General features: G+C 60.6%; 23 protein-coding genes. 15 read left to right on the top strand and 8 right to left on the bottom strand.

Annotation, left to right across the window (positions count from 1 at the left end; genetic code table 11):
* Window positions 1-33 precede the first annotated feature (33 nt).
* Together gluQRS and dksA are read right to left on the bottom strand one after the other, a co-directional pair.
* Entirely contained in the window at window positions 34-924 is an 891-nt protein-coding gene (gene gluQRS / locus AACY31_RS17585; protein WP_339481616.1) for a tRNA glutamyl-Q(34) synthetase GluQRS, read from the bottom strand.
* A gap of 150 nt (window positions 925-1,074) precedes the next feature.
* A complete protein-coding gene (gene dksA / locus AACY31_RS17580; protein ID WP_339481615.1) occupies window positions 1,075-1,518 on the bottom strand; it encodes an RNA polymerase-binding protein DksA in 444 nt (147 codons plus the stop codon).
* 350 nt (window positions 1,519-1,868) lie between these two features.
* Here dksA and AACY31_RS17575 point away from each other — a divergent pair, with 350 nt between their 5' ends.
* Both AACY31_RS17575 and sfsA read left to right on the top strand, forming a co-directional pair.
* On the top strand, window positions 1,869-3,041 hold the full coding sequence (locus tag AACY31_RS17575; RefSeq protein ID WP_339481614.1) for a pyridoxal phosphate-dependent aminotransferase: 1,173 nt from the start codon (window positions 1,869-1,871) through the stop codon (window positions 3,039-3,041).
* Entirely contained in the window at window positions 3,041-3,787 is a 747-nt protein-coding gene (gene sfsA, locus AACY31_RS17570; RefSeq protein WP_339481613.1) for a DNA/RNA nuclease SfsA, read from the top strand. The genes AACY31_RS17575 and sfsA overlap by 1 nt, the downstream gene beginning before the upstream one ends.
* Here sfsA and AACY31_RS17565 read toward each other — a convergent pair.
* A complete protein-coding gene (locus tag AACY31_RS17565) occupies window positions 3,743-4,060 on the bottom strand; it encodes a Rieske (2Fe-2S) protein (protein ID WP_339481611.1) in 318 nt (105 codons plus the stop codon). The genes sfsA and AACY31_RS17565 overlap by 45 nt on opposite strands.
* A 248-nt stretch (window positions 4,061-4,308) precedes the next feature.
* Between AACY31_RS17565 and AACY31_RS17560 the strand changes: the two genes are divergently transcribed.
* Genes AACY31_RS17560 through AACY31_RS17545 form a run of 4 tightly spaced genes read left to right on the top strand, consistent with a single transcriptional unit; the run spans window position 4,309 to window position 7,862 of the window.
* Window positions 4,309-5,187 (top strand): heme/hemin ABC transporter substrate-binding protein, encoded by an 879-nt coding sequence (locus AACY31_RS17560; protein ID WP_339481610.1) that lies wholly within the window; start codon window positions 4,309-4,311, stop codon window positions 5,185-5,187.
* 50 nt (window positions 5,188-5,237) lie between these two features.
* Window positions 5,238-6,221: a FecCD family ABC transporter permease gene (locus tag AACY31_RS17555; protein ID WP_339481720.1), complete on the top strand. Its 984-nt coding sequence runs from the start codon at window positions 5,238-5,240 to the stop codon at window positions 6,219-6,221.
* Complete coding sequence (locus AACY31_RS17550; RefSeq protein WP_339481607.1) at window positions 6,221-6,988, top strand: heme ABC transporter ATP-binding protein; 768 nt, start codon at window positions 6,221-6,223, stop codon at window positions 6,986-6,988. The genes AACY31_RS17555 and AACY31_RS17550 overlap by 1 nt, the downstream gene beginning before the upstream one ends.
* Before the next feature lie 22 nt (window positions 6,989-7,010).
* A complete protein-coding gene (locus AACY31_RS17545; protein ID WP_339481606.1) occupies window positions 7,011-7,862 on the top strand; it encodes a ChaN family lipoprotein in 852 nt (283 codons plus the stop codon).
* Between the two features lie 240 nt (window positions 7,863-8,102).
* Here AACY31_RS17545 and ltrA read toward each other — a convergent pair whose 3' ends face one another.
* From ltrA to AACY31_RS17525, 4 genes are all read right to left on the bottom strand, one after another.
* The gene (gene ltrA, locus AACY31_RS17540; RefSeq protein ID WP_339504886.1) at window positions 8,103-9,395 is read right to left on the bottom strand and encodes a group II intron reverse transcriptase/maturase; all 1,293 of its coding nucleotides are present in this window, start codon (window positions 9,393-9,395) and stop codon (window positions 8,103-8,105) included.
* A gap of 669 nt (window positions 9,396-10,064) precedes the next feature.
* Window positions 10,065-10,337 carry a TfoX/Sxy family protein gene (locus AACY31_RS17535; protein WP_339481604.1) on the bottom strand — a complete coding sequence of 91 codons (273 nt, stop codon included), beginning with the start codon at window positions 10,335-10,337 and terminating at the stop codon, window positions 10,065-10,067.
* A gap of 220 nt (window positions 10,338-10,557) precedes the next feature.
* On the bottom strand, window positions 10,558-10,899 hold the full coding sequence (locus tag AACY31_RS17530; RefSeq protein ID WP_339481603.1) for a pentapeptide repeat-containing protein: 342 nt from the start codon (window positions 10,897-10,899) through the stop codon (window positions 10,558-10,560).
* A gap of 88 nt (window positions 10,900-10,987) precedes the next feature.
* Complete coding sequence (locus tag AACY31_RS17525) at window positions 10,988-12,544, bottom strand: bifunctional aminoglycoside phosphotransferase/ATP-binding protein (protein WP_339481602.1); 1,557 nt, start codon at window positions 12,542-12,544, stop codon at window positions 10,988-10,990.
* 129 nt (window positions 12,545-12,673) lie between these two features.
* On the opposite strand from AACY31_RS17525, the gene mrcB reads away from it, so the two are divergent.
* The 3 genes from mrcB to AACY31_RS17510 are packed head-to-tail and all read left to right on the top strand — an operon-like array spanning window position 12,674 to window position 16,051.
* Window positions 12,674-14,992 (top strand): penicillin-binding protein 1B, encoded by a 2,319-nt coding sequence (gene mrcB / locus AACY31_RS17520; RefSeq protein ID WP_339481600.1) that lies wholly within the window; start codon window positions 12,674-12,676, stop codon window positions 14,990-14,992.
* 16 nt (window positions 14,993-15,008) lie between these two features.
* Window positions 15,009-15,722, top strand: a complete 714-nt coding sequence (locus tag AACY31_RS17515; RefSeq protein WP_339504883.1) for a hypothetical protein — start codon at window positions 15,009-15,011, stop codon at window positions 15,720-15,722.
* On the top strand, window positions 15,722-16,051 hold the full coding sequence (locus AACY31_RS17510; protein WP_339481598.1) for a YqcC family protein: 330 nt from the start codon (window positions 15,722-15,724) through the stop codon (window positions 16,049-16,051). Before AACY31_RS17515 ends, AACY31_RS17510 begins: the two co-directional genes overlap by 1 nt.
* 6 nt (window positions 16,052-16,057) lie before the next feature.
* Here AACY31_RS17510 and AACY31_RS17505 read toward each other — a convergent pair whose 3' ends face one another.
* On the bottom strand, window positions 16,058-16,474 hold the full coding sequence (locus tag AACY31_RS17505) for a DUF4124 domain-containing protein (protein WP_339481718.1): 417 nt from the start codon (window positions 16,472-16,474) through the stop codon (window positions 16,058-16,060).
* 407 nt (window positions 16,475-16,881) lie between these two features.
* On the opposite strand from AACY31_RS17505, the gene AACY31_RS17500 reads away from it, so the two are divergent.
* The 6 genes from AACY31_RS17500 (at window position 16,882) to msrQ (ending at window position 22,860) form a co-directional block, all read left to right on the top strand.
* Entirely contained in the window at window positions 16,882-18,606 is a 1,725-nt protein-coding gene (locus AACY31_RS17500) for an acetolactate synthase 3 large subunit (RefSeq protein WP_339481597.1), read from the top strand.
* Between the two features lie 2 nt (window positions 18,607-18,608).
* Complete coding sequence (gene ilvN / locus AACY31_RS17495; RefSeq protein ID WP_003205610.1) at window positions 18,609-19,100, top strand: acetolactate synthase small subunit; 492 nt, start codon at window positions 18,609-18,611, stop codon at window positions 19,098-19,100.
* 45 nt (window positions 19,101-19,145) lie between these two features.
* Window positions 19,146-20,162, top strand: coding sequence for a ketol-acid reductoisomerase (gene ilvC / locus AACY31_RS17490; protein WP_339481596.1), 1,017 nt, complete (start codon window positions 19,146-19,148; stop codon window positions 20,160-20,162).
* 143 nt (window positions 20,163-20,305) lie between these two features.
* Window positions 20,306-21,151: a CDP-diacylglycerol--serine O-phosphatidyltransferase gene (gene pssA / locus AACY31_RS17485; RefSeq protein WP_339481595.1), complete on the top strand. Its 846-nt coding sequence runs from the start codon at window positions 20,306-20,308 to the stop codon at window positions 21,149-21,151.
* 75 nt (window positions 21,152-21,226) lie between these two features.
* Entirely contained in the window at window positions 21,227-22,240 is a 1,014-nt protein-coding gene (msrP, locus tag AACY31_RS17480) for a protein-methionine-sulfoxide reductase catalytic subunit MsrP (protein WP_339481593.1), read from the top strand.
* On the top strand, window positions 22,240-22,860 hold the full coding sequence (msrQ, locus tag AACY31_RS17475) for a protein-methionine-sulfoxide reductase heme-binding subunit MsrQ (RefSeq protein WP_339481592.1): 621 nt from the start codon (window positions 22,240-22,242) through the stop codon (window positions 22,858-22,860). The genes msrP and msrQ overlap by 1 nt, the downstream gene beginning before the upstream one ends.
* The last annotated feature ends 149 nt before the right edge of the window (window positions 22,861-23,009 follow it).

The following is a 23,009-nucleotide window of genomic DNA, read 5'->3' as shown; positions in this document are numbered from 1 at the left end:
TGGTAACGGATGGGCGCCAAGCTGCAAGGGCCGTCAACGTATTTGCGCTTCGGGCAGGCTCAGTGTGCGCGGGATCTTGCCCGCATCCCAGTGGCGAATGCCCCAAGCCAGCAGTTCCCGTGGGCTGGCATCGACCAGTTCGATACCCGGTTGCTGGCCCAGCGCACGCAATGCCCGTAACAGCAGTGCCGTGGCCTGATCGGCCGCCAGGGGCGGTGACCGGTAGGATTTACCGAGTTTGTGCCCGTCGGGCTGGGTGATCAGCGGCACATGCAGGTAACGCGGTTGCGGCAACCCGAGCAGTTCTTGCAGGTAGAGCTGGCGCGGCGTGGAGTCCAGCAGGTCGGCGCCGCGCACGATATCGCTCACCCCTTGCCAGGCGTCGTCCAGGACCACGGCCAGTTGATAGGCGTAGAGCCCGTCGCGGCGGCGGATCACGAAGTCACCGACCTCACGACCCAGGTGCTGGCGGAACTCGCCCTGGACCCGGTCAGTGAAGTGGTACTCAAGCTCGGGGACGCGCAGGCGGATGGCGGCGTTCTCGGTGCCGTGCCCGGCGTTGCGGCACAATCCCGGGTAAATGCCCTGGTAGGCTTCCAGTTGTTTGCGCGAACAGGTGCAGGCGTAGGCCAGGCCTTGGCTGAACAGCCGGTTGATGACCTGATCGTAGGCGTCATGGCGCTCACTCTGGCGAACCATCTCGCCGTCCCATTCGAATCCGTAGCTTTCCAGTGCCTTGAGAATCGCCGCTTGTGCGCCCGGTTCCTCCCGGGGCGGGTCGAGGTCCTCCATGCGCAGCAACCAGCGCCCGCCCACGGCCCGGGCATCCAGGTACGAGGCCAGTGCGGCGACCAGTGAACCGAAGTGCAAGTGGCCGCTGGGGGTGGGGGCGAAGCGTCCGATGTAGGGGGTGGTGGCAGTCATAGGGCGAATGTTACTGGGTCCGGGCGGGCAGAGGCATACATCTTGTGATCACGGTATTCCCCTGTGGGAGCGGGCTCACTAGGCTTGGGTAAACAACGCAAACAAAAAACGGAGCGTATGAACGCTCCGTTTCGGTGACAGCCCCGGCGATTACTTGCCGACCTGTTTTTCCTTGATTTCCGCCAAGGTCTTGCAGTCGATGCACAGGTCGGCCGTCGGGCGGGCTTCCAGGCGGCGAATGCCGATCTCGATGCCGCAGGACTCGCACCAACCGTATTCTTCGTCTTCGATCAGTTGCAGGGTCTTGTCGATTTTCTTGATGAGCTTGCGCTCGCGATCACGGGCGCGCAGTTCGAGACTGAACTCTTCTTCCTGACTGGCACGGTCGGCCGGGTCGGGGAAGTTGGCCGCTTCGTCTTTCATGTGATCCACGGTGCGGTCGACTTCCTGCATCAAGTCCTGTTTCCACTTGTTCAGGATCTTGGTGAAGTGCGCGCGCATGGGGACGCCCATGTACTCTTCGCCAGCTTGCGGGACGTAAGGCTCAAACCCGCTGAGCGCGTTATTTTGATTTTGCTTTGCTTGGGTGGGCATGAATGGACCGCCTCTACTCTTGTAATCCACTACGCAGGATTGCTCCATCACCGACACCTGCCGGCCCTGCGGCTGCAAGCGGGCGAACTTACCAGATCAAATCGGGCCGCGCCACTCCCGGTTGTCGAGCCTGCGGTGGCTGGGGCCTGTAAAACGTGACCGGGTTCGCTTCGGTGAGAATGTAAACCTGCTCAATGCTTGATTCTAGTCAAGCCTGGGCCAGTCGCGGGAGTCATTTCCTGCAATCCACGGCCTCAGACCGCTCGCGGTTTGCGCGCGTTCCCGCAGTTGTTTCTGACTTGGCTGGAGAGTTGGGTAGAATCGGTTCTTTTTCCCCTGAAGGAAGGCCAATGGCTCAGCCCTACAGTGCGCGCAGCCGCGCCATCGAACCTTTCCATGTGATGGCGTTGCTGGCCCGTGCCAACGAACTGCAGGCCGCCGGGCATGACGTCATCCACCTGGAGATCGGCGAACCGGACTTCACCACCGCCGAGCCGATCATCCAGGCAGGTCAGGCCGCGCTGGCGGCGGGCAAGACCCGTTACACCGCGGCCCGTGGCATTCCCGAGCTACGCGAGGCCATCGCCGGTTTCTACGGCCAGCGCTATGGGGTGGAGATTGACCCCCGGCGCATCCTCGTGACCCCGGGCGGGTCCGGAGCGTTGCTGCTGGCCAGCGCCTTGCTGGTGGACCCAGGCAAGCATTGGCTGCTGGCCGACCCGGGTTATCCGTGCAACCGTCATTTCTTGCGTCTGGTCGAAGGGGCGGCGCAATTGGTGCCGGTGGGGCCGGAGGTGCGTTACCAATTGACGCCAGACCTGGTGAACCGCCACTGGAACCAGGACAGCGTCGGTGCGTTGGTGGCCTCACCGGCCAACCCGACCGGGACGATTCTCTCCCGGGACGAGCTGGCCGGACTGTCCAAGGTCATCAAGGACCACAACGGCCATCTGGTGGTGGACGAGATCTATCACGGCCTGACCTACGGCACCGATGCCGCCAGCGTGCTGGAAGTCGATGACGACGCCTTTGTCCTTAACAGTTTCTCCAAGTATTTCGGCATGACCGGCTGGCGACTTGGCTGGCTGGTGGCCCCTTCGGCGGCTGTCAGCGAGCTGGAAAAGCTCGCGCAGAACCTCTACATCAGTGCGCCGAGCATGGCCCAGTACGCCGCCCTGGCGTGTTTCGAGCCCGCGACCATCGAGATATTCGAGCAGCGGCGGGCCGAGTTCGCGCGGCGTCGTGACTTTCTACTGCCGGCCTTGCGTGAATTGGGCTTCGGTATTGCGGTGGAGCCGGAAGGGGCGTTTTACCTCTATGCCGACATCAGTGCGTTCGGCGGCGATGCCTTTGCGTTTTGCCAGCACTTCCTGGAAACCGAGCATGTGGCCTTCACGCCGGGCCTGGATTTCGGCCGCCATCAGGCCGACCACCATGTGCGTTTCGCCTACACCCAGAGCCTGCCGCGGCTACAGGAAGCGGTGGCACGAATCGAACGCGGACTACGGAGCTGGCAAGGCTGATGCGTTTTTCTCCTGCGTTGGAAGAAGGTCGCTTGATTCGACGTTACAAGCGTTTTCTCGCCGATATCGAGACTGTTCATGGCGAACTGCTCACTATTCACTGCCCTAACACCGGATCGATGCTCAATTGCATGGCTGAAGGCGCGCGTGTCTGGTTCAGTCGCTCCAGCGACCCCAAGCGCAAGTTGCCCGGAACCTGGGAAATCGGCGAAACCCCTCAAGGGCGGCTCGCCTGCATCAATACCGCGCGGGCCAACGCGTTGATCGAAGAAGCCTTGCGCGCCGGCGTCATCAGCGAACTGAACGGGTTCACCGGGCTCAAGCGTGAAGTGGCTTATGGTGTGGAAAACAGCCGTATCGATTTTCGCCTGGACTACGACCAAGGCTCGGCCTGGGTCGAAGTCAAAAGTGTCACGCTGGGGTTCGATGGCACGAATGTGGCGGCGTTTCCCGATGCGGTGACCCTGCGCGGGGCCAAGCACCTGAGGGAACTCGCCTGCCTGGCCCGGGAAGGTGTGCGGGCGGTGCAGCTGTATTGTGTGAACCTGAGTGGCATCCAAGCGGTGCGCCCGGCACAGGAAATCGACCCGGTGTACGCCGCGGCCCTGCGTGATGCGGTGGCGGCGGGTGTGGAGGTGCTGGCCTACGGGGTCACGCTGACGACCGAGCAGATGTGGGTGGACCGCGCGTTGCCAGTGTTGCTAGAGCTCGACCCAGATGCCTTGCTCGTCCTCCCGGCTGTCTAGGGCCGCGAGGAACTGACCGGCGCAGGGGCCGGCCACGCATTCACCGCTCTCGATCAGAAACAGCGCGCCGTGGGTGGCGCATTGGATCAGGCTGGCGCTGGGGTCGAGGAACTGGTCGGGTTGCCATTCCAGCGGCACGCCACGGTGCGGGCAGCGGTTGAGATAGGCATACACCTGGCCGGCACGCCGCACGGCCAGTACTTTGCGCCCATCGAGGTCGAAACCGCGACTGCCGTTGTCGGGCAATTGGGCGGCGGTACAAAGAAGCTTCATGGGTGTCCTTGGTAAAAAACTGTGGGGGCGAGCTTGCTCGCGAATGCGGTGTGTCATACAGCACTGCGTTTCCTGACACTCTGCATTCGCGAGCAAGCCCGCTCCCACAGGGTTCTTTCATTTATCTGGGAAGATCCACGCTTGACGGTCAAATGAAAACAATTATCAAATGGCGCCTTCTTCACAGGTGGCTGAGGATACTTGGCCATGCCCGGTCCTGTGAAAAACTTCTTTGAGGAAGCTGCCCGATGCGCCTGAACATCCGCGTTGTTACGTTCTGTGTCGCACTGCTGCTCAACCAGGGGGCCAGCGCGGCCCAATTGCCGCAACGCTGGGTCAGCGCCGGCGGTGCCGTGTCGGAGTGGGTCAGTGCGCTGGGGGGCGAGTCGAAGCTGGTCGGCGTGGACTCCACCAGCCAGCATCCTGAGCCCCTGCGGGCCTTGCCCAGTATCGGCTACCAGCGACAGCTGTCGGCGGAGGGCGTGCTGAGCCTGCGTCCGCAGATCCTGGTCGGCACCGAGGAAATGGGACCTCCGCCCGTACTGGCGCAAATTCGCAGCGCCGGCGTGCAGGTTGAACTGTTCTCGGCCACACCAGACCTGCCGGCCTTGCAGGGGAATTTGCGGCATCTGGGACAACTGCTGGGGGCCGAGGGCGAGGCGGCGCGGTTGTTCGACCTTTATCAAAAACAACTCACCCAGCAACAGGCTCGGGTGGCCGAAGCCCAGCGCAAACAAAAGGCTCCCGGCGTATTGCTATTGGTGGGCAGTTCCGGCGGCAAGGCGCTGGTTGCTGGCAAGGGCACTTCCGCTGATTGGCTGTTACAGCAGGCCGGCGGTCACAACCTGGCGACCCACAGTGGTTACAAATCTTTTTCCGTCGAAACCCTGGCCAGCCTGAATCCGCAAGTGCTGGTCTTTGCCGACCGTGCCTTGAACGGTGAAGAAGCGCGTGCGGCGCTGTTCAGGGAAAACCCGATTCTTTCCTCGACCCGTGCCGCCAGGGACGGGCGCGTCATGGAACTTGATCCAACGCTGCTGGTCGGTGGGTTGGGCCCGCGGTTGCCACAATGCCTGGTGACACTGACGGCGGGCTTCTATCCGGCTGCGCCGGCCACGGCGCCATGACCTCGTTGGTCAAGCCACGCACCTTGTTCATCGGCCTGGGTCTGCTGTGCCTGCTGGCAACCTGGCTGTCCCTGGCCCTGGGGCCGGTAAGCTTGCCGCTGCTCGACACCTTGCGCGCCGCCTTGCGTCTGTTGGGTTTGCCGGTGGCCGTCGATGGCCTGGAGCAGGCCGAACTGATCCTCGGTCAGATCCGTTTGCCGCGTACCTTGCTGGGGTTGGCGGTGGGCGGGGTGTTGGCGTTGTCCGGTGTGGCGATGCAGGGTCTGTTTCGTAACCCACTGGCGGACCCGGGGTTGGTGGGCGTCTCCAGCGGTGCGGCTTTGGGCGCAGCCTTCGCCATTGTCGGTGGCTCGGCGCTGGGTGGGTTGCCCGAAGCCTTTGGCCCCTACGTGTTGTCGTTGTGCGCATTCCTTGGCGGGCTTGGTGTTACGGCACTGGTCTATCGTCTCGGTCGACGCAACGGCCAGACCCATGTCGCGACCATGCTCCTGGCCGGTATTGCCCTGACCGCACTGTCCGGTTCCGCCGTTGGTCTATTGACCTACCTGGCGGATGACGCGACCCTGCGCACCCTGACGTTCTGGAACCTAGGCAGTCTCAACGGCGCCAGCTATGCGCGGTTGTGGCCGCTGCTGCTGGTCAGCGCCGGTGTGGCGCTCTGGCTGCCTCGCCGGGCACGGGCGCTCAATGCGCTGTTGTTGGGTGAGTCCGAGGCCGCCCACTTGGGTGTTAACGTCGAAGCCCTCAAGCGTGAGCTGGTGTTTTGTACGGCGCTGGGGGTCGGCGCGGCCGTGGCGGCGGCGGGCATGATCGGTTTCGTCGGGCTGGTGGTGCCGCATCTGGTGCGCCTGGTGGCGGGTCCTGACCACCGGGTGTTGCTGCCCGCTTCAGTGCTGGCGGGTGCGAGTTTGTTGTTGCTCGCCGACCTGGTGGCACGCTTGGCGCTGGCCCCGGCGGAATTGCCGATCGGCATTGTCACGGCCTTCATCGGCGCGCCATTTTTCCTTTATCTATTGGTACGAGGGCGCGCCTGATGCTGCGAGCGCAGAACTTGCACATCCACCGTGGCCGGAAAACCGTGCTGGCGGAGATCGATCTGCTGCTCAATCCCGGCGAAGTGCTCGGTGTGCTCGGGCCCAACGGTGCGGGTAAAAGTACCCTTTTGGCGGGCCTGTGTGGCGAATTGCGCCCGGCCCAGGGGCAGGTCTGGCTCGATGACCGGCCGCTGGCTCAGTGGCACGGTGCCGAGCGCGCCCGGCGCCTGGCGGTCTTGCCGCAGTCCTCGACCCTGGATTTTGCCTTCCGTGTCGAGGAAGTCGTCGGCATGGGGCGCCTGCCGCACCAGAGTGGTCGGCTGCGCGACGAGCAAATTGTCGCTGCCGCGCTGCAAGCGGCAGACGCTGCGCATCTGCACGGTCGCAGTTACCTGGCGTTGTCCGGCGGCGAACGTCAGCGGGTGCACCTGGCGCGGGTGTTGGCGCAGTTGTGGCCAGGTGAAGCGGGGCAAACACTGTTGCTGGACGAGCCGACCTCGATGCTCGATCCGCTGCACCAGCACACCATTCTCCAGGCGGTGCGTGAGTTTGCCAGTCGCGGCGCTGCGGTGCTGGTGATCCTGCATGACTTGAACCTGGCGGCGCGTTACTGTGATCGCCTGTTGCTGCTCGCGTCCGGTCGACCGGTGGCCCTGGACACGCCCCGGCACGTGCTGCGCCCGGAACCGCTCAAAGCGGTGTTTGGCCTGGACGTGCTGGTGCAAGACCATCCGGAGCGAGGGCATCCATTGATCATTGCCCGCTGAGGGCGCCCTGGAGGATACGGACGTGCGCCTGCTCCTGATTCTGGCATTGAGTGTGCTGACGGCGTGTCAGAGCATCGCACCGCCTCCACTCGGCGGACGAATCCGTGATGTACACAATGGCCAGGCCGTGACGCCCCAGGCATTGGTCGAACGCTTGGCAACGGCGCCGCGGGTGGTGGTGGGGGAGCGGCACGACAATCCTGATCATCACGCGCTGCAGCTATGGCTACTCCAGACTTTGGCCGGGCAGCGGGCCCAGGGCGGCCTGTTGCTGGAAATGCTCACCCCCACCCAGCAGCCACGCATTGATTCGGTCCGCCAGTTACCCGTCTTGCCGAAGGATCTGGCCGGCGCACTGGGCTGGTCACCCGGCTGGGATTGGGGCCTGTATGGCCCTGTCGTCGAGTTTGCCCTGGCGCAACGCTATCCGTTGTTGGCCGCCAATCTGGATGCCGCCGAGATCCAGCGTTTCTATCAACAAGCACCGGGTTTGATGGGTACTCGTTCCAATGCAGCCACTGTGAAGGATGAGTTGTTGGGGCAAATCCGTGAATCGCACTGCGGTTTGCTGCCAGAGTCGCAAATGCCGGCGATGCTGGCCGTGCAGCAACAGCGTGACCGACGCATGGCCGAACGCCTGCTGCAAGCGCCGATACCGGCACTGTTGTTCGCCGGTGCCTGGCATGCTCGAAAGGATGTTGGTGTGCCGCTGCATGCATTGGATCTTGGCGCCAGCGAGGCACCAATCGTTCTGATGCTGGCCGAGGAGGGCAGCGAGGTGACGTCAGCCATGGCGGATTACGTGTGGTATACGCCGGCCATGCCGCCACAGGATTACTGCGCGCAGATGCGTGAATCCAACCCAGCCCGGTAGGAGCTGCCGAAGGCTGCGATCTTTTGATCTTTTGATCTTTTGCTTGGGATTCAAGTGTCTGGGGAAAGATCGCAGCCTCGTTGCACTCGACAGCTCCTACGCAGCTCCTACGCAGCTTGGAGCGATGTGTGAGAAGGAGCGCTTCTTCCAGGATCGGCATAGGGGACGGCCTTCATAGGCCGTTCCCCTGCCACACCACCCGGCATGCGGGTCCGCACCGGGCGGTTCGAGAGATTGAGGTCAGGAGAGACGCGGTAAACCCAAGCTATCGAACCAAGCGATAGTCAACACACGATTCAGCTCGTACCGGCTGTTGTTCCACCAACGGCGAGCATTCCCCGCGATCTTCTTCGCGACTTCCACACTCGCCCCCAGTGCCCGCAATGCCTGATAGGTCGTCGTTCCGCGCTTCCATTGCTTGAGCTGGATCGCTCGTAATCGGTGCCGTATCCATTCGTCCAGCTCGCGCCAGACGGCTGGGGTTTGCGACAGTCCGAAATAAGCTTTCCAACCCAGAATGTAAGGGCGCAGATCATCGACGATCTGCTGCAAACTACGGCCACATGAGCGTCGGGTGTGCCAGCGTATTCGCTGCTTGAACTGCTTTTGCGCTTTAAATGAGACGGCTCGCTTGGCTTCGCCCTGAGAGGCCCAGAAGGCGTATCCCAGAAACTTGCGACCAAACGCACTCGCCACCGCACTCTTGCTCTCGTTGACGCTCAAGTGCAGCTTTTCATACAGACGCTTCAGCAAGGCCATCACCCGCTCCCCTGCCTTCTTGCTGCGAACATACACATTCGCATCATCGGCATAGCGCACGAAGCTATGGCCTCGGCGCTCAAGCTCCCGATCCACTTCGTCCAGCAGCACATTCGCCAGCAACGGCGACAGCGGACCGCCTTGCGGCGCCCCGCAGCGGCTTTTCTCGACGACTCCATTGATCTGCGTTCCCGCATCCAGATACGCCCGAATCAGCCGGATAACCGCCCGATCCGCAATTCGCTTGCGTAAACGATCAATCAAAATGTCGTGGTCGACCCGATCGAAGAACTTCTCCAGATCAACATCCACTACCACTTTGCGCCCTGAAGACACATGGCGCTGAGCCGCCAAAACGGCGTCCTGCGCACTGCGCCCCGGACGAAAGCCGTAGCTGTGTTCACTGAAGGTTGGATCGAGCAGTGGCTGCAAGACTTGCAGCAACGCTTGTTGGATCAGCCGGTCGATGACCGTTGGAATGCCCAACTCGCGTTCGCCGCCGTCAGGCTTGGGAATGACCACGCGCCGTACCGGACTGGGCCGGTAGACGCCTGAAAGAAGCTGTTCGCAAATCGCAGGCCATCGGCTCTGCAAGTGTTCGGCAGTCTGCTCAATGTCCAGACCGTCGACTCCAGCAGCCCCTTTGTTGGCCCTGACTCGTTTCCAAGCCCGTTTCAGGTTCGCTCTCGCAAAGGCCCGTTTCAGCAGCCCTTGTCCTGCGTTGTAGGATTCATCTTGCGGGCAATTGACCTCGTCGCTGATGGAGGCACTCACGGCTTCACCGCTCGCGTCCTCACATCCGCCCCACGTTTGGCAGGCTTCTGACTTCCGGTCTTTCGCATCAACATGGCCTATAGCGCTTTCTCTCGTTCGGCCCTTCGTCAAAAAAAAAAAAAAAGACTAATACGGCCTCTGCTGACTTCTCGCTCCGGTTTGCACCGTCGCCCTTTCAGGCATAAGGCGAGATCTCCCCAGGTAAGAACGCAATCCTTCACCGCACAGCCGCCGGATCTACGCAGCCGCCCTTTGACCACAAGAGTTTCGCGGTTTTTGGCCCGCTCACCCTGGTCGGCTTCGCCTTATATCCGGTTCTTGTTCATCGGCTCACGGCTTCGCTCCACGCTTCCTCCCCACACTCGGTCGCCCTCATGCAGTTGCGCTTCACTTCATTCGCTGTGGTCAGCTTATGGCGGGACTTTCACCCACAAGATTGCGCCCATGCTGGGCGCACCAAAAAAAGACCCGGCAAAAGCCGGGTCAAATAACCGTGATTAGCCTGATGAGGAGATATCTGAGAGTCCGAACCAAGGGCTGTTCAAATATCGACCAGTCTCGCGACCGGATGCGGTAATCATAGCGATTCTCATTACCATGTCAAACATTGTTTTGTGATTCGTCGAAATAACCTCGCGGCCAAGGTTCGTGCTGGAAACGAAAGGGGCGTCAGGCCTTGTGGCGCGTCGCAATGGCGTCCAGCTGTTTATTCAGGGCTTCTTTGCGCTCGGCGGGAATGTCATTCCAATGCACATCCATCAACGCCCCCTCGATGGCGTACAGCAACACCTTGGAGGCCCGGAAGCCCCGAGTGCGCACGGCGCGATAGGCGTCCACCGCGCCAAGCCGGCGTAGATCGGAAGCGCTGTGGATGCCGACAGCGTGCAGCCACTGGGCTGATGTCTTGCCCAGATTCTTCAGGTGTTGCAGTTCATCATTCATCGAGCCTCCTTGCGACGGCCGATCGGTGCAGTGGGCAAGCTTCTGAGCAGTGTAGCGGTCAGTAGGAAAAGCGTGATTCTTTGGTCGGATTCAACGCAAAAGCTTCTAATGCATTACGCACGATGAGATGGGAAAGGGCTGCATTCTCCAGCGCAAGCGGGGGCGCTGGAGATCCGTTCGGTGGTGGCAGGTCCGCGGGTTGGCCGACCCGATTTACCTGTCAGCGGCTGCGATAGCGCAGGCGGGTGCCGAAGTTCATCGACATCAGGATCTCGTCCGCAGACAACTCGGGCGGGAAGTAGGCGCCGGATATTTGCGCATGGGCCAGGCTCGCGCCTTCCAATGATGACTTGCGAAAATCGATGCCACGCAAATCGGCGGAGCGGAAGTAGGCGTCGCTGAAGTCAACGTCGTCCGCGTTCAGTTCTCGCAGATCAAGGCCTCGAAAGTCGCCGTCGCGCATGTCGACCGGGCCTTGTGGGCGTTCGCTGTTGAACCCGGCAATATCGTCTTTGCGCAGCAAGGCATAAAGCGGGTTGTTGAGAAGCTTGGGGAGGCTCATTTCATATCACCTGTTGGTTTTATGACGCCATTATAGTGCCACTATTTGGCGGCCGTGAAGCCGGGCATCGCTTCACGGCCGAAAATAGTTATAGGCCTGGCAGGCGCTGACGGATCTGCGCGACAACGATGTCGAGTGTGCCGCTTTCGTTGGTTTGGACCCGTTTGCTGCAGAGAATTTCCGCCGGGGTCAGGGCTTCACGACTGGATTGTTGTGCGGCAATGACCGCCAGATTCGCATCGGAGGGGTCTTTCTGGTCTGCCTGACGCTGTGCCAGACGGCTTTCGATGACCGCTTGCGGCGCGTTGCAGTCGAGGATCAGGAACGGAGCACCGGTGGCCTCGGCGATTTTCGCTGCTGCGTCGCGTTGATCGTGCTTGAGGTAAGTGGCATCGATCACCACCGGGAAGCCGGCGTGCAGGATCACCGCGGCGATTTCATGCAGGCGGGTGTAGGTGGCGCTGCTGGCGTCGCTGCTATAAATGCCGGCCTGTGGATCGTTGGGAACCTGTTGCTGGCCGAACAGGCGTTTGCGCTCCACGTCCGAACGCAGGCGAATGGCGCCCAGCGCCTCTACCAGGCGCATCGCGACATGGCTTTTGCCGACGGCCGAGACGCCGTGGGTGATGGCCAGGAAGCGCGAAGGGATGGTGCTGTAGTTTTCGGCCAGGTTGGCGTAGTTGCGGTACTGGCGCAGGGTAGTGGCACGCTGCACCGGATCGGCTTCGGCCGGCATGCTGAACAGCGCGACTTTGGCCCGGACGAGGGCGCGATATGCTTTATAGAAGTTCAACAACTCCAGGCCCTGGTAGTCACCGGTCAGTTCCAGGTACTGGCTGACGAAGCGCCGTGCCAGCGATTTCAGGCCGCGGTCCTCCAGGTCCATCGCCAGGAATGCGGTGTCGGCGTAGACGTCGGTGAAACGGAACGGTTCGTTGAACTCGATGCAGTCGAAAATCACCACCTTGCCGTCAATCACGGTGGCGTTGCCCAGGTGGATATCACCGTGGCATTCGCGGATGAAGCCTTCGGCCTTGCGTTGGGTGAACAGCGGCTTGAGGCGTTCGAAGCTGCTTTCGGCCCAGGCTTGCAGGGCTTCGAGTTGCAGCAGGTCGGCCTTGTCGTTGAGAAACGGGCGGATTTGTTCGAAGTTCTGCAGCACCGGTGCCATCACGCTTTGCGGGGTGCCAGCGTCGTTTGCGGCGGGAACCTTGGGCGTGGAGAGGTGGAACTGGGCAATCTGCGCGGCCATTTCGTCAATGTGCGCGGTGGTCAGTTCGCCGTTGGCTTGCAGCGTGCTGAGCAGTTCGCTCTGCGGGAACTGACGCATCTTCAAGGCGTACTCGATAGCCGGGCCGTCGCCACCCAGTTGGGGCACTTCGGCGCTGCCGGTAATCGGCAGGACGTCCAGGTACAGGTCCTGCGTCAGGCGCTGGTTGAGGCGCAACTCCTCACCACAGAAGTGTTTGCGCGCCTCGAGGCTGGTAAAGTCGAGGAAACCGAAGTTGACCGGTTTTTTGAATTTGTAGGCGTATGGCCCGGTGAGCAATACCCAGGAAATATGGGTCTCGATGACCTGGAACCCTTCGACGGGATGCGGGTAGAGGGCCGGGTTTTGCAGGGCTGCGATCAGGGATTGGCTCACGGGCGATCCTTCATAGACTGGAAAAAAGCAAGGCCGTCATTATGGCGGCAAGCGACGCGAACGCAAACCGGATGGGCTGTGTGGCTGGGCTCATGTTGAACCGCGACAAAGTGCGTATAATCCGCCGCCATGACTCGTACCCGATCCCCCCGTACCCCCAAGAAACCACCCGCCAGCCGGCTGCGGCCCTGGCTGGGCTGGGCCCTTAAACTCAGCCTGGTGGGCCTCGTCGTGCTCGCCGGTTTTGCGGTCTATCTCGATGCCGTGGTCCAAGAGAAGTTCTCCGGCAAGCGCTGGACCATTCCGGCCAAGGTCTATGCCCGGCCGTTGGAGTTGTTCGTCGGGCAAAAACTGAGCAAGGATGATTTCCTGACCGAGCTCGATGCCTTGGGTTATCGCCGTGAAAGCGTGGCCAATGGTCCGGGTGCGGCCTCGGTCAATGGCAATACCATCGACCTCAATACCCGCGGCTTCCAGTTCTATGAGGGCATGGAGCAGGCACAACCGGTACGGGTGCGTTTTTCCGGCGATTATGTCGCTGCGCTGACCGGCGCCAAAAACGCAAGCCTGTCGGTGGTGCGCCTTGAGCCGCTGCTCATCGGTGGCCTGTACCCCAAGAACCTCGAAGACCGGATCCTGATCAAGATCGACCAGGTGCCGCCGTTCCTGCTCGATACGCTGATCGCCGTCGAAGATCGCGATTTCTACCATCACTTCGGCGTCTCGCCCAAGTCGATTGCCCGGGCCATCTGGGTCAACACCTCCTCGGGCCACATGCGCCAGGGCGGCAGTACCCTGACCCAGCAGTTGGTCAAGAACTTCTACCTGACCAACGAACGCAGCCTGAGCCGCAAACTGACCGAAGCCATGATGGCGTTGTTGCTGGAGCTGCACTACGACAAGCAGGAGATCCTGGAGGCCTACCTCAATGAGGTATTTGTCGGCCAGGACGGTCAACGGGCGGTGCACGGTTTCGGCCTCGCCAGCCAGTTCTTCTTCAGCCAACCGCTGTCCGAGCTCAAGTTGCATCAGGTGGCGTTACTGGTGGGCATGGTCAAGGGACCGTCTCTCTACAACCCGCGTCGTAATCCGGAACGTGCCCTCGAACGGCGCAACCTGGTGCTCGACCTGCTGCAGCAACAGGGGGTGGCGACGGTCGAGCAAGTCGAGGCCGCGAAAAAGATGCCGTTGGGCGTGACCAAACGTGGCAGCCTGGCAGACAGTTCGTTCCCCGGCTTCATGGACCTGGTCAAGCGTCAACTGCGGGAAGACTACCGCGACGAAGACTTGACCGAAGAAGGCCTGCGCATCTTCACCAGTTTCGATCCGATCCTGCAGATGAAGGCCGAAGCTTCGGTCGAGGACACGTTCAAGCGACTGAGTGGGCGCAAGGGCGCTGACGAAGTCGAAGCAGCCATGGTGGTGACCAACCCGGAAACCGGCGAAGTCCAGGCCATGATCGGCAGCCGGCAGGCCAGTTTCGCCGGTTTCAACCGGGCCCTGGATGCGGTGCGTCCGATTGGCTCGCTGATCAAGCCAGCGGTGTACCTCACCGCCCTGGAAAAGCCGAGCCAGTACACGCTGACCAGTTGGCTGTCGGACGAGGCGTTCTCGGTCAAGGGCGCCGATGGCCAGGTCTGGAAACCACAGAACTACGATCGTCGTTCCCACGGCACGGTCTTCCTGTACCAGGGGCTGGCGCATTCCTACAACCTGTCGACGGCTCGCCTCGGGCTGGAAGTTGGCGTGCCGAATGTACTCAAGACCCTGGCGCGCCTGGGGGTGAGTCGCGAATTCCCGGCGTTCCCGTCGATGCTGTTGGGGGCCGGTGGCCTTGCGCCGATCGAAGTGGCGGCCATGTACCAGACGCTGGCCAACGGCGGTTTCAATACGCCGATGCGCGGGATCCGCAGCGTGCTGACCGCTGATGGCGAGCCCCTCAAACGGTACCCGTTCCAGATCCAGCAACGTTTCGATCCAGCCTCCATTTACCTAGTCCAGAGCGCGATGCAGCGGGTCATGCGTGAAGGCACCGGCCGTTCGGTTTATAACGTTCTCCCCCGGACCCTGACCCTGGCGGGCAAGACCGGCACCAGTAACGACTCGCGCGACAGCTGGTTCGCCGGTTTCAGCCAGGACCTGCTGGCGGTGGTCTGGCTCGGACGTGATGACAACGGCAAGACTCCGTTCACCGGTGCTACCGGTGCGCTGCAGGTCTGGACCAGCTTCATGCGCAAGGCCGACCCGTTGCCGCTGGACATGCCGCAACCGGACAACATCGTCCAGGCGTGGGTCGATTCGCGCACGGGGCAAGGCTCCGATGCCAATTGCCCGGGCGCCGTGCAGATGCCGTATATTCGCGGCAGCGAACCGCCACCCGGTGCAGCCTGTGGCGGCACGAATCCCGCCGAATCGATGATGGATTGGGTCAAGGACTGGATGAATTAAGCAAAGAGGGTTTCAAGTGAACAAGTGGTTGATTGCAGCGGTAACGGCCGTGGCTTTGCTCAGTGGTTGCTCCACCGTACAACGCGGCTCGATTCCGGTCGTTGACTCCGGCACCGCTGTTTCCAACAGTGAGCGGGTCTCGGCCAATGGCGGTTTCCGTCAAACAACAGTGAAACGGCCGGCGCAGGTCCAGGCAATCCCTCAGGGCGACACCGGTGTCGTCGTGATGGTGCCTGGTGGCGGCGCGGCGACCTCGGCGCCGATCAGCAGCACGCCGATCACGCCGGGCCCGATGACCCCCGGCCCAATCCAAACCTCGCCGATTGATCAGGGCAGCTACAGCATGCCTTCGACGCCGAGCAGCATCCCGTCGGCAGGCGCTGGTGGTTTGTCCGCCGATGAACAGCTGGACGGCCCGGTGTTGGCCCTGCTGACCACGGCGCAACAGCAACAGGCCGGCGGTGACCTCAACGGTGCGTCTTCCAGCCTGGAGCGTGCCCAGCGTGTGGCGCCGCGCGAACCTCAGGTGCTTTATCGTCTGGCCCAGGTGCGCATGGCCCAAGGCGATGCGCCGCAAGCCGAGCAATTGGCTCGTCGTGGCCTGACATTCTCCAGCGGTCGCCCGGCACTTCAGGCCAGCCTGTGGGAATTGATCGCCCAGGCCCGTGAGAAACAGGGCGATTCCGCTGGCGCGGCATTGGCCCGTCAGAAGGCCAAGGTTTCGCTCTGATGGATACGCGTTTTCCTCAGATCGCCGATCAGTTGCTGTTGATCGAGCGGGAACTGCAGGTCCAGGGCTGGTGGAGCGATGTTTCACCTTCGGCGCACGCACTGGCCAGTGTCGAACCGTTCGCGGTCGACACCCTGGACTTCGAGCAATGGCTGCAGTGGATTTTCCTGCCCAGGATGAAAGCCATCCTGGAGAACGACCTACCGCTGCCTAACGCCTCGGGCATCCTCGCCATGGCCGAGATGGTCTATGCCCAGCGACCAGGGCAGGGCATCGAGTTGCAGCGGCTGCTGGCGCAGTTCGATCAGTTGATCAGCAACGCCGGCTGACCGGCGTTACTGACAGTTCTCTTCGATTTGCTTGCGGGTCTCGTCGATCCGCAGGTGCCGCTCTTCATCGCTGAGGCGGCGCATTTCCCCCTCCACGTCTTCGCGCACCCTGGGGTTGTTTTGCAATTGCGCCAGGTTGGTCCGGGCCTGTTCGCAGAACGCCTTGAGTTGGGCTTGCTGCTCGGCAATCTGTTTCTTGACCTGTTGGTCGATGGCCTTTTGGTCGCCAATGACCCCGCCAGACGGCGGTACTGCTGGTTTGGCGGGAGGCGGGGCGGACTTGATCACGGTCGTGGCCTCCGTGCCTTGGGGCGGCTGCGCGCCGAAGTGGGTAACGCCCTGGGCGTCCACCCATTTGTAGACCTGACCGGCTATGCACATTGGGCTTAGTCCAACGAGCAGGCTGGCCGCCAAGAAGATCATTCGCATGCTGTTTCCTTGTCATGGGTTGCGCAATTGAAGCTAACACAGTTGCCGTTTAAAGGTTTTTTCTTGCGTTCTCATGCGCTTACTTCGAATAAAGCACATAGACGACTTGACTTGAAGGAGGCGAAACAGAAGAATCCAAAGTCCGCTGTAGAGGGACTGCCAGAAGCAGACCCACTCAGCAGATCATGAGGCGCACATCCGCGCCGACCTGTTACACCCGCAACGCGTTACCTCGCGCTGGGTGGGAAAAGCCCGCAACACTTGGGACGATCCCAATACTTGCTCAGTCAGTGCTGACGTAGTCGGCGACCACCGTCGCTCATGCTCTGCCGAGAAGTAAACCTATTAAGACCCGTCCCTTTCTTGTGGGTCGGTATTCTGGCGTTTTAGAGGTGAACAACGTGGAGCTTTTATCTGGCGGTGAGATGCTCGTCCGCTTTTTGCGTGACGAAGGCGTCAAATATATCTACGGGTACCCTGGTGGTGCTCTTCTTCATGTCTATGATGCCCTGTTCAAAGAACCGGAAGTGACCCACATCCTGGTTCGTCACGAACAGGCGGCCACCCATATGGCTGACGGCTACGCTCGTGCTACAGGCAAGGCCGGCGTGGTACTGGTGACTTCCGGTCCAGGCGCCACGAACGCCATCACCGGTATCGCCACCGCGTACATGGACTCCATCCCGATGGTGATCATCTCCGGCCAGGTGCCCAGCACCATGGTGGGTACCGATGCATTCCAGGAAACCGACATGATCGGTATCTCCCGGCCGATCGTGAAGCACAGCTTCATGATCAAACACGCGTCGGAAATCCCGGAAGTCATGAAGAAGGCTTTCTACCTGGCAGAGTCCGGTCGTCCGGGCCCGGTCGTGATCGATGTCCCGAAAGACATGACCAACCCGGCCGAGAAGTTCGAATACATCTTCCCGAAAAAAGCCAAGCTGCGTTCCTACAGCCCGGCCGTACGCGGCCACTCCGGGCAAATCCGCAAGGCAGCCGAAATGCTCCTGGCGGCCAAGCGCCCGGTGCTGTACTCCGGTGGTGGCGTCATTCTCGGCGGTGGCTCCGCGCCGCTGACCGAACTGGCGAAAATGCTCAACCTGCCGGTCACCAATACGCTGATGGGGCTGGGCGCGTTCCCAGGCACCGACCGTCAGTTCATCGGTATGCTCGGCATGCACGGCAGCTACACCGCCAACCTGGCGATGCACCACGCCGATGTCATCCTGGCGGTTGGCGCGCGTTTCGACGACCGTGTCATCAATGGTCCGGCGAAGTTCTGCCCGAACGCCAAGATCATCCACATCGACATCGACCCGGCGTCCATCTCCAAGACCATCAAGGCAGACGTGCCGATTGTGGGTCCTGTAGAGAGCGTGCTGACCGAAATGGTCGCCATTCTCAAGGAAATCGGCGAGGTTCCAAACAAGGAGTCCGTGGCCAGTTGGTGGAAGCAGGTCGATGAATGGCGCGGTGATCGTGGGCTGTTCCCTTATGACAAGGGTGACGGCAGCGTGATCAAGCCGCAGACCGTGATCGAAACCCTGTGCGAAGTGACCAAGGGCGATGCCTTTGTGACCTCCGACGTGGGCCAGCACCAGATGTTCGCAGCGCAGTACTACAAGTTCGACAAACCCAATCGCTGGATCAACTCCGGCGGTTTGGGCACCATGGGCTTCGGTTTTCCGGCGGCCATGGGCGTCAAGTTGAGCTTCCCGGAAGCTGATGTCGCCTGCGTCACGGGCGAAGGCAGCATCCAGATGAACATCCAGGAACTGTCCACCTGCCTGCAATACGGTTTGCCGGTGAAGATCGTGATCCTGAACAACGGTGTGTTGGGGATGGTTCGCCAGTGGCAGGACATGAGCTACGGCAGCCGTCACTCACATTCGTACATGGAATCGTTGCCTGATTTCGTCAAGCTGGCAGAGGCCTACGGTCACGTTGGCGTGCGCATCACCGAATCGAAGGATTTGAAGTCGAAGATGGAGGAAGCGTTCGCCATGAAGGATCGCCTGGTGGTGATCGATATTGCGGTCGACACCAGCGAGCACGTCTACCCGATGCAGATCAAAGACGGCTCCATGCGCGATATGTGGCTGAGCAAGACGGAGCGTACCTAATCATGCGACATATTATTTCCCTGCTTCTGGAAAACGAACCGGGTGCGCTGTCTCGTGTTGTGGGCCTGTTCTCGCAGCGCAACTACAACATCGAAAGCCTGACCGTGGCGCCAACCGAAGACCCGACTCTGTCGCGTCTGACGCTGACCACCGTAGGGCACGATGAAATCATCGAGCAGATCACCAAGAACCTGAACAAGCTGATCGAAGTGGTCAAGCTGGTGGACCTGTCGGAAAGCGCTCACATCGAGCGTGAACTGATGCTGGTCAAGGTCAAGGCCACCGGCGCCCAGCGCGCCGAGATCAAACGTACTACCGATATTTATCGTGGGCAGATCGTCGATGTCAGCGCCAGCGTCTATACCGTTCAATTGACCGGTACCAGCGACAAGCTCGACAGCTTCATTCAATCGATCGGCACTGCCTCGATTCTGGAAACCGTACGCAGTGGCGTCACCGGGATTGCCCGTGGCGACAAAGTACTGAGCATCTAACCCAAATTAGCGAATGGCCTGAACGGCCGGATATAGGGGAAATTCATGAAAGTTTTCTACGATAAAGACTGCGACCTGTCGATCATCCAGGGCAAGAAAGTCGCCATCATCGGCTACGGTTCCCAAGGTCACGCCCAAGCGTGCAACCTGAAAGACTCCGGCGTTGACGTGACTGTCGGCCTGCGTAAAGGCTCGGCCACCGTTGCCAAGGCCGAGGCCCATGGCCTGAAAGTGACCGACGTGGCTTCTGCCGTTGCTGCAGCCGACCTGGTCATGATCCTGACCCCGGACGAGTTCCAATCGTCGCTGTATAAAAACGAAGTCGAACCGAACATCAAGAAAGGCGCCACCCTGGCCTTCTCCCACGGCTTCGCGATCCACTACAACCAAGTCGTGCCACGTGCCGACCTCGACGTGATCATGATCGCGCCGAAGGCCCCGGGTCACACCGTGCGTTCCGAGTTCGTGAAAGGCGGCGGTATCCCTGACCTGATCGCGATTTACCAGGATGCGTCCGGCAACGCCAAGAACGTGGCCCTGTCCTACGCTGCCGGCGTGGGCGGCGGTCGTACCGGCATCATCGAAACCACCTTCAAGGACGAGACCGAAACCGACCTGTTCGGTGAGCAAGCCGTTCTGTGCGGCGGTACCGTCGAGCTGGTCAAGGCCGGTTTCGAAACCCTGGTTGAAGCTGGCTACGCGCCAGAAATGGCCTACTTCGAGTGCCTGCACGAGCTGAAGCTGATCGTTGACCTCATGTACGAAGGCGGTATCGCCAACATGAACTACTCGATCTCCAACAACGCCGAATACGGTGAGTACGTGACCGGTCCGGAAGTCATCAACGCCGAATCCCGTCAGGCCATGCGCAACGCTCTGAAACGTATTCAGGACGGCGAATATGCCAAGATGTTCATCAGCGAAGGCGCTACCGGCTATCCTTCGATGACTGCCAAGCGCCGCAACAACGCCGCTCACGGTATCGAAATCATCGGCGAGCAACTGCGCTCGATGATGCCGTGGATCGGTGCCAACAAGATCGTCGACAAAGCCAAGAACTAAGTCGCGCACTTGATCGAAAAACGCGGCCTTGGCCGCGTTTTTTCGTTTGGGCGGTGGCTTCTGGTATAAAGCTGCATCGTTTGCGGTCGAACCGTCGTCCCAGACATCTGTCGAATTTTTCACACCGTTGCAAGGTATTGCCCATGAGCGAACGTCCCGACGAGCCAAGCCAGGCTCCTGACGCCGAAAGCCTGTTGCCCATCGATGAGCATGTCGAAGAAGGCCATGACGCTGAAGGCCGTAAGGTCCGGCATCGTGGCATCTATCTGTTGCCGAACCTGTTCACCACCGCGAACCTGTTCGCCGGTTTCTATTCCATCATCAACTCCATGAGTGCCCAGGCTGCCTTGAGCGCTGGTGATAGCGCAGGGGCGAGCCGTTACTTCGCATTTGCCGCCATTGCGATCTTCGTCGCCATGGTGCTCGATGGTCTGGACGGGCGCGTGGCTCGCATGACCAATACCCAGAGCGCGTTCGGCGCCGAGTATGATTCACTGTCCGACATGGTCGCTTTTGGCGTGGCTCCTGCCTTGCTGGCGTTCGGCTGGGCGCTGGGGGACATGGGCAAGGTCGGCTGGATGGTTGCCTTTGTCTATGTAGCGGGGGCGGCGTTGCGCCTGGCTCGTTTCAATACCCAGGTCGGCAAGGCTGACAAGCGTTACTTCATCGGCCTGGCCAGTCCAGCCGCAGCAGGTGTCGTGGCCGGTGTTGTCTGGGCATTCAGTGACTACGGCATCCAGGGGTCGAAAATGTCGTTCCTGGTGGCGCTGCTGGTGGCGGCGGCCGGGATGCTGATGGTCAGCAACATCAAGTACAACAGCTTCAAGGAGCTGGACCTGAAGGGGCGTGTGCCGTTCGTGGCGATTTTGGCGGTGGTGCTGGTGTTCGCAGTGGTGTTCAGTGATCCGCCGCGTATCCTGTTGTTGGTGTTCCTGGGCTATGCCGCCTCCGGACCGGTGCAATACTTGTTGCGTCTTCGTCGACGCTAAACGTTGCCTTAATGTAATTTCCCCCATACTCCGCAGTCTATTGGTGCATCTACCCTCCAATGCTGCGGAGTTGTCATGCTGATCAAGATCCCCAAGTCGTCCGACTGCCGTGAATCGGACATCACGCCCGAGTCTCTCTATCTATCCCGTCGGCAAATGCTCGGTGCAACCCTGGCTGGCCTCGCCGTCAGCAGCTTACCTCAATGGGCCAGTGCTACCGATGCGGCACGTTATGCCGATGTCGAGCCCGGCAAGGCGCCGTCCTGGTTTGCCGAGAAACTGCCTTCAGTCCAGTGGGATGCGGTCACGGTCAAGAATGAGTCCATCACACCGTTCAAGGACGCGACCCATTACAACAACTTCTATGAATTCGGAACCGGCAAGGGAGACCCGGCAGCCAATGCCGGGTCGTTGAAGACCGAGCCCTGGAGCGTGGTAGTAGACGGGGAGGTGGGCAAGCCGGGCCGCTATGGGTTGGAAGACTTCATGAAGCCTTATCAACTGGAAGAGCGGATTTATCGATTGCGCTGTGTCGAGGCCTGGTCGATGGTCATTCCGTGGATCGGCTTCCCCATTTCCGCGCTGCTCAAGCAGGTCGAGCCAACCTCCAAGGCCAAGTACATCCGCTTCGAAACCCTGCAGGATCCCAAGACCATGCCCGGACAGCGTTCTGGTTTCGCCTTGATCGACTGGCCGTATGTCGAAGGCTTGCGATTGGATGAGGCGATGAACCCGCTGGCCATCCTGGCGGTAGGGATGTACGGGCGGGAGCTGCCGAACCAGAACGGCGCGCCGCTGCGGTTGGTGGTCCCGTGGAAATACGGTTTCAAAAGTGTGAAGTCCATTGTGCGTATCAGTCTGGTGAGTGAGCAGCCGAAGACGACTTGGCAAAGCATTGCGTCTGACGAGTACGGTTTCTATGCCAACGTCAATCCGACGGTCGATCATCCGCGGTGGACCCAGGCGCATGAGCGTCGTTTACCTAGCGGGCTGTTCAGTCCCAATGTGCGCGATACGTTGATGTTCAACGGCTATCAGGATGAAGTCGCTTCTTTATATGCAGGGATGGACCTGAGTAAGGATTACTGATGCGTTTTCCAGCCTGGCGAATCGGCGTTTTCATCGCGACGGCGGTCTGGCCGTTGTTCTGGCTTTACGAGGCCTTGATGAACTCTCTGGGGCCTGACCCGGGCAAGGTGCTGGTGGATCGGCTCGGGTTGGGCACCTTGATCCTGTTGTTGATCACCTTGAGCATGACACCGCTGCAAAAGCTGACGGGATGGGCGGGGTGGATTGCGGTAAGGCGGCAATTGGGGTTGTGGTGCTTTACTTATGTGGTGCTGCATTTGAGTGGGTATGCGGCGTTCATATTGGGGTTCGACTGGTCGCAGTTGGGCGTCGAGTTGAGCAAGCGGCCTTACATTATTGTCGGGTCGCTTGGGTTTCTCGGCTTACTGGCGCTGGCGGTCACATCCAATCGCTACAGTCAGCGGCGGCTTGGCGTGCGCTGGAAGAAATTGCATCGCCTGGTTTATTTGATCCTGGGGCTTGGGTTGTTGCATATGCTGTGGATCGTGCGGGCAGATCTGAAGGAGTGGGCGATATATGCCTCCATAGGGGGCGTACTGTTGATGCTAAGAGTCCCGCCGGTTATGCGCAGGATCCCGCGTTTGCGGGGCAGGAAAACCCCTTCTGCAACAAAAACGTAATTAGGTGTTGACGGCAGATTCAGGACGTCTATAATTCGCCCCACTTCCGGCGCAGTCGAAACGGAAAACTCCTTGAGATTCAATGAGTTAAGTAGGTTTCGAAAGTGTTGGGCTTCAGGTCATCGAAGTCCGGAAGGAGCGGATAGAGC

Source organism: Pseudomonas sp. RL_105y_Pfl2_101 (assembly GCF_963970585.1).
Lineage (GTDB): Bacteria > Pseudomonadota > Gammaproteobacteria > Pseudomonadales > Pseudomonadaceae > Aquipseudomonas.
The sequence above is the reverse complement of the archived record's forward strand: the minus strand, read 5'-3'. Positions and strand labels throughout refer to the sequence as shown.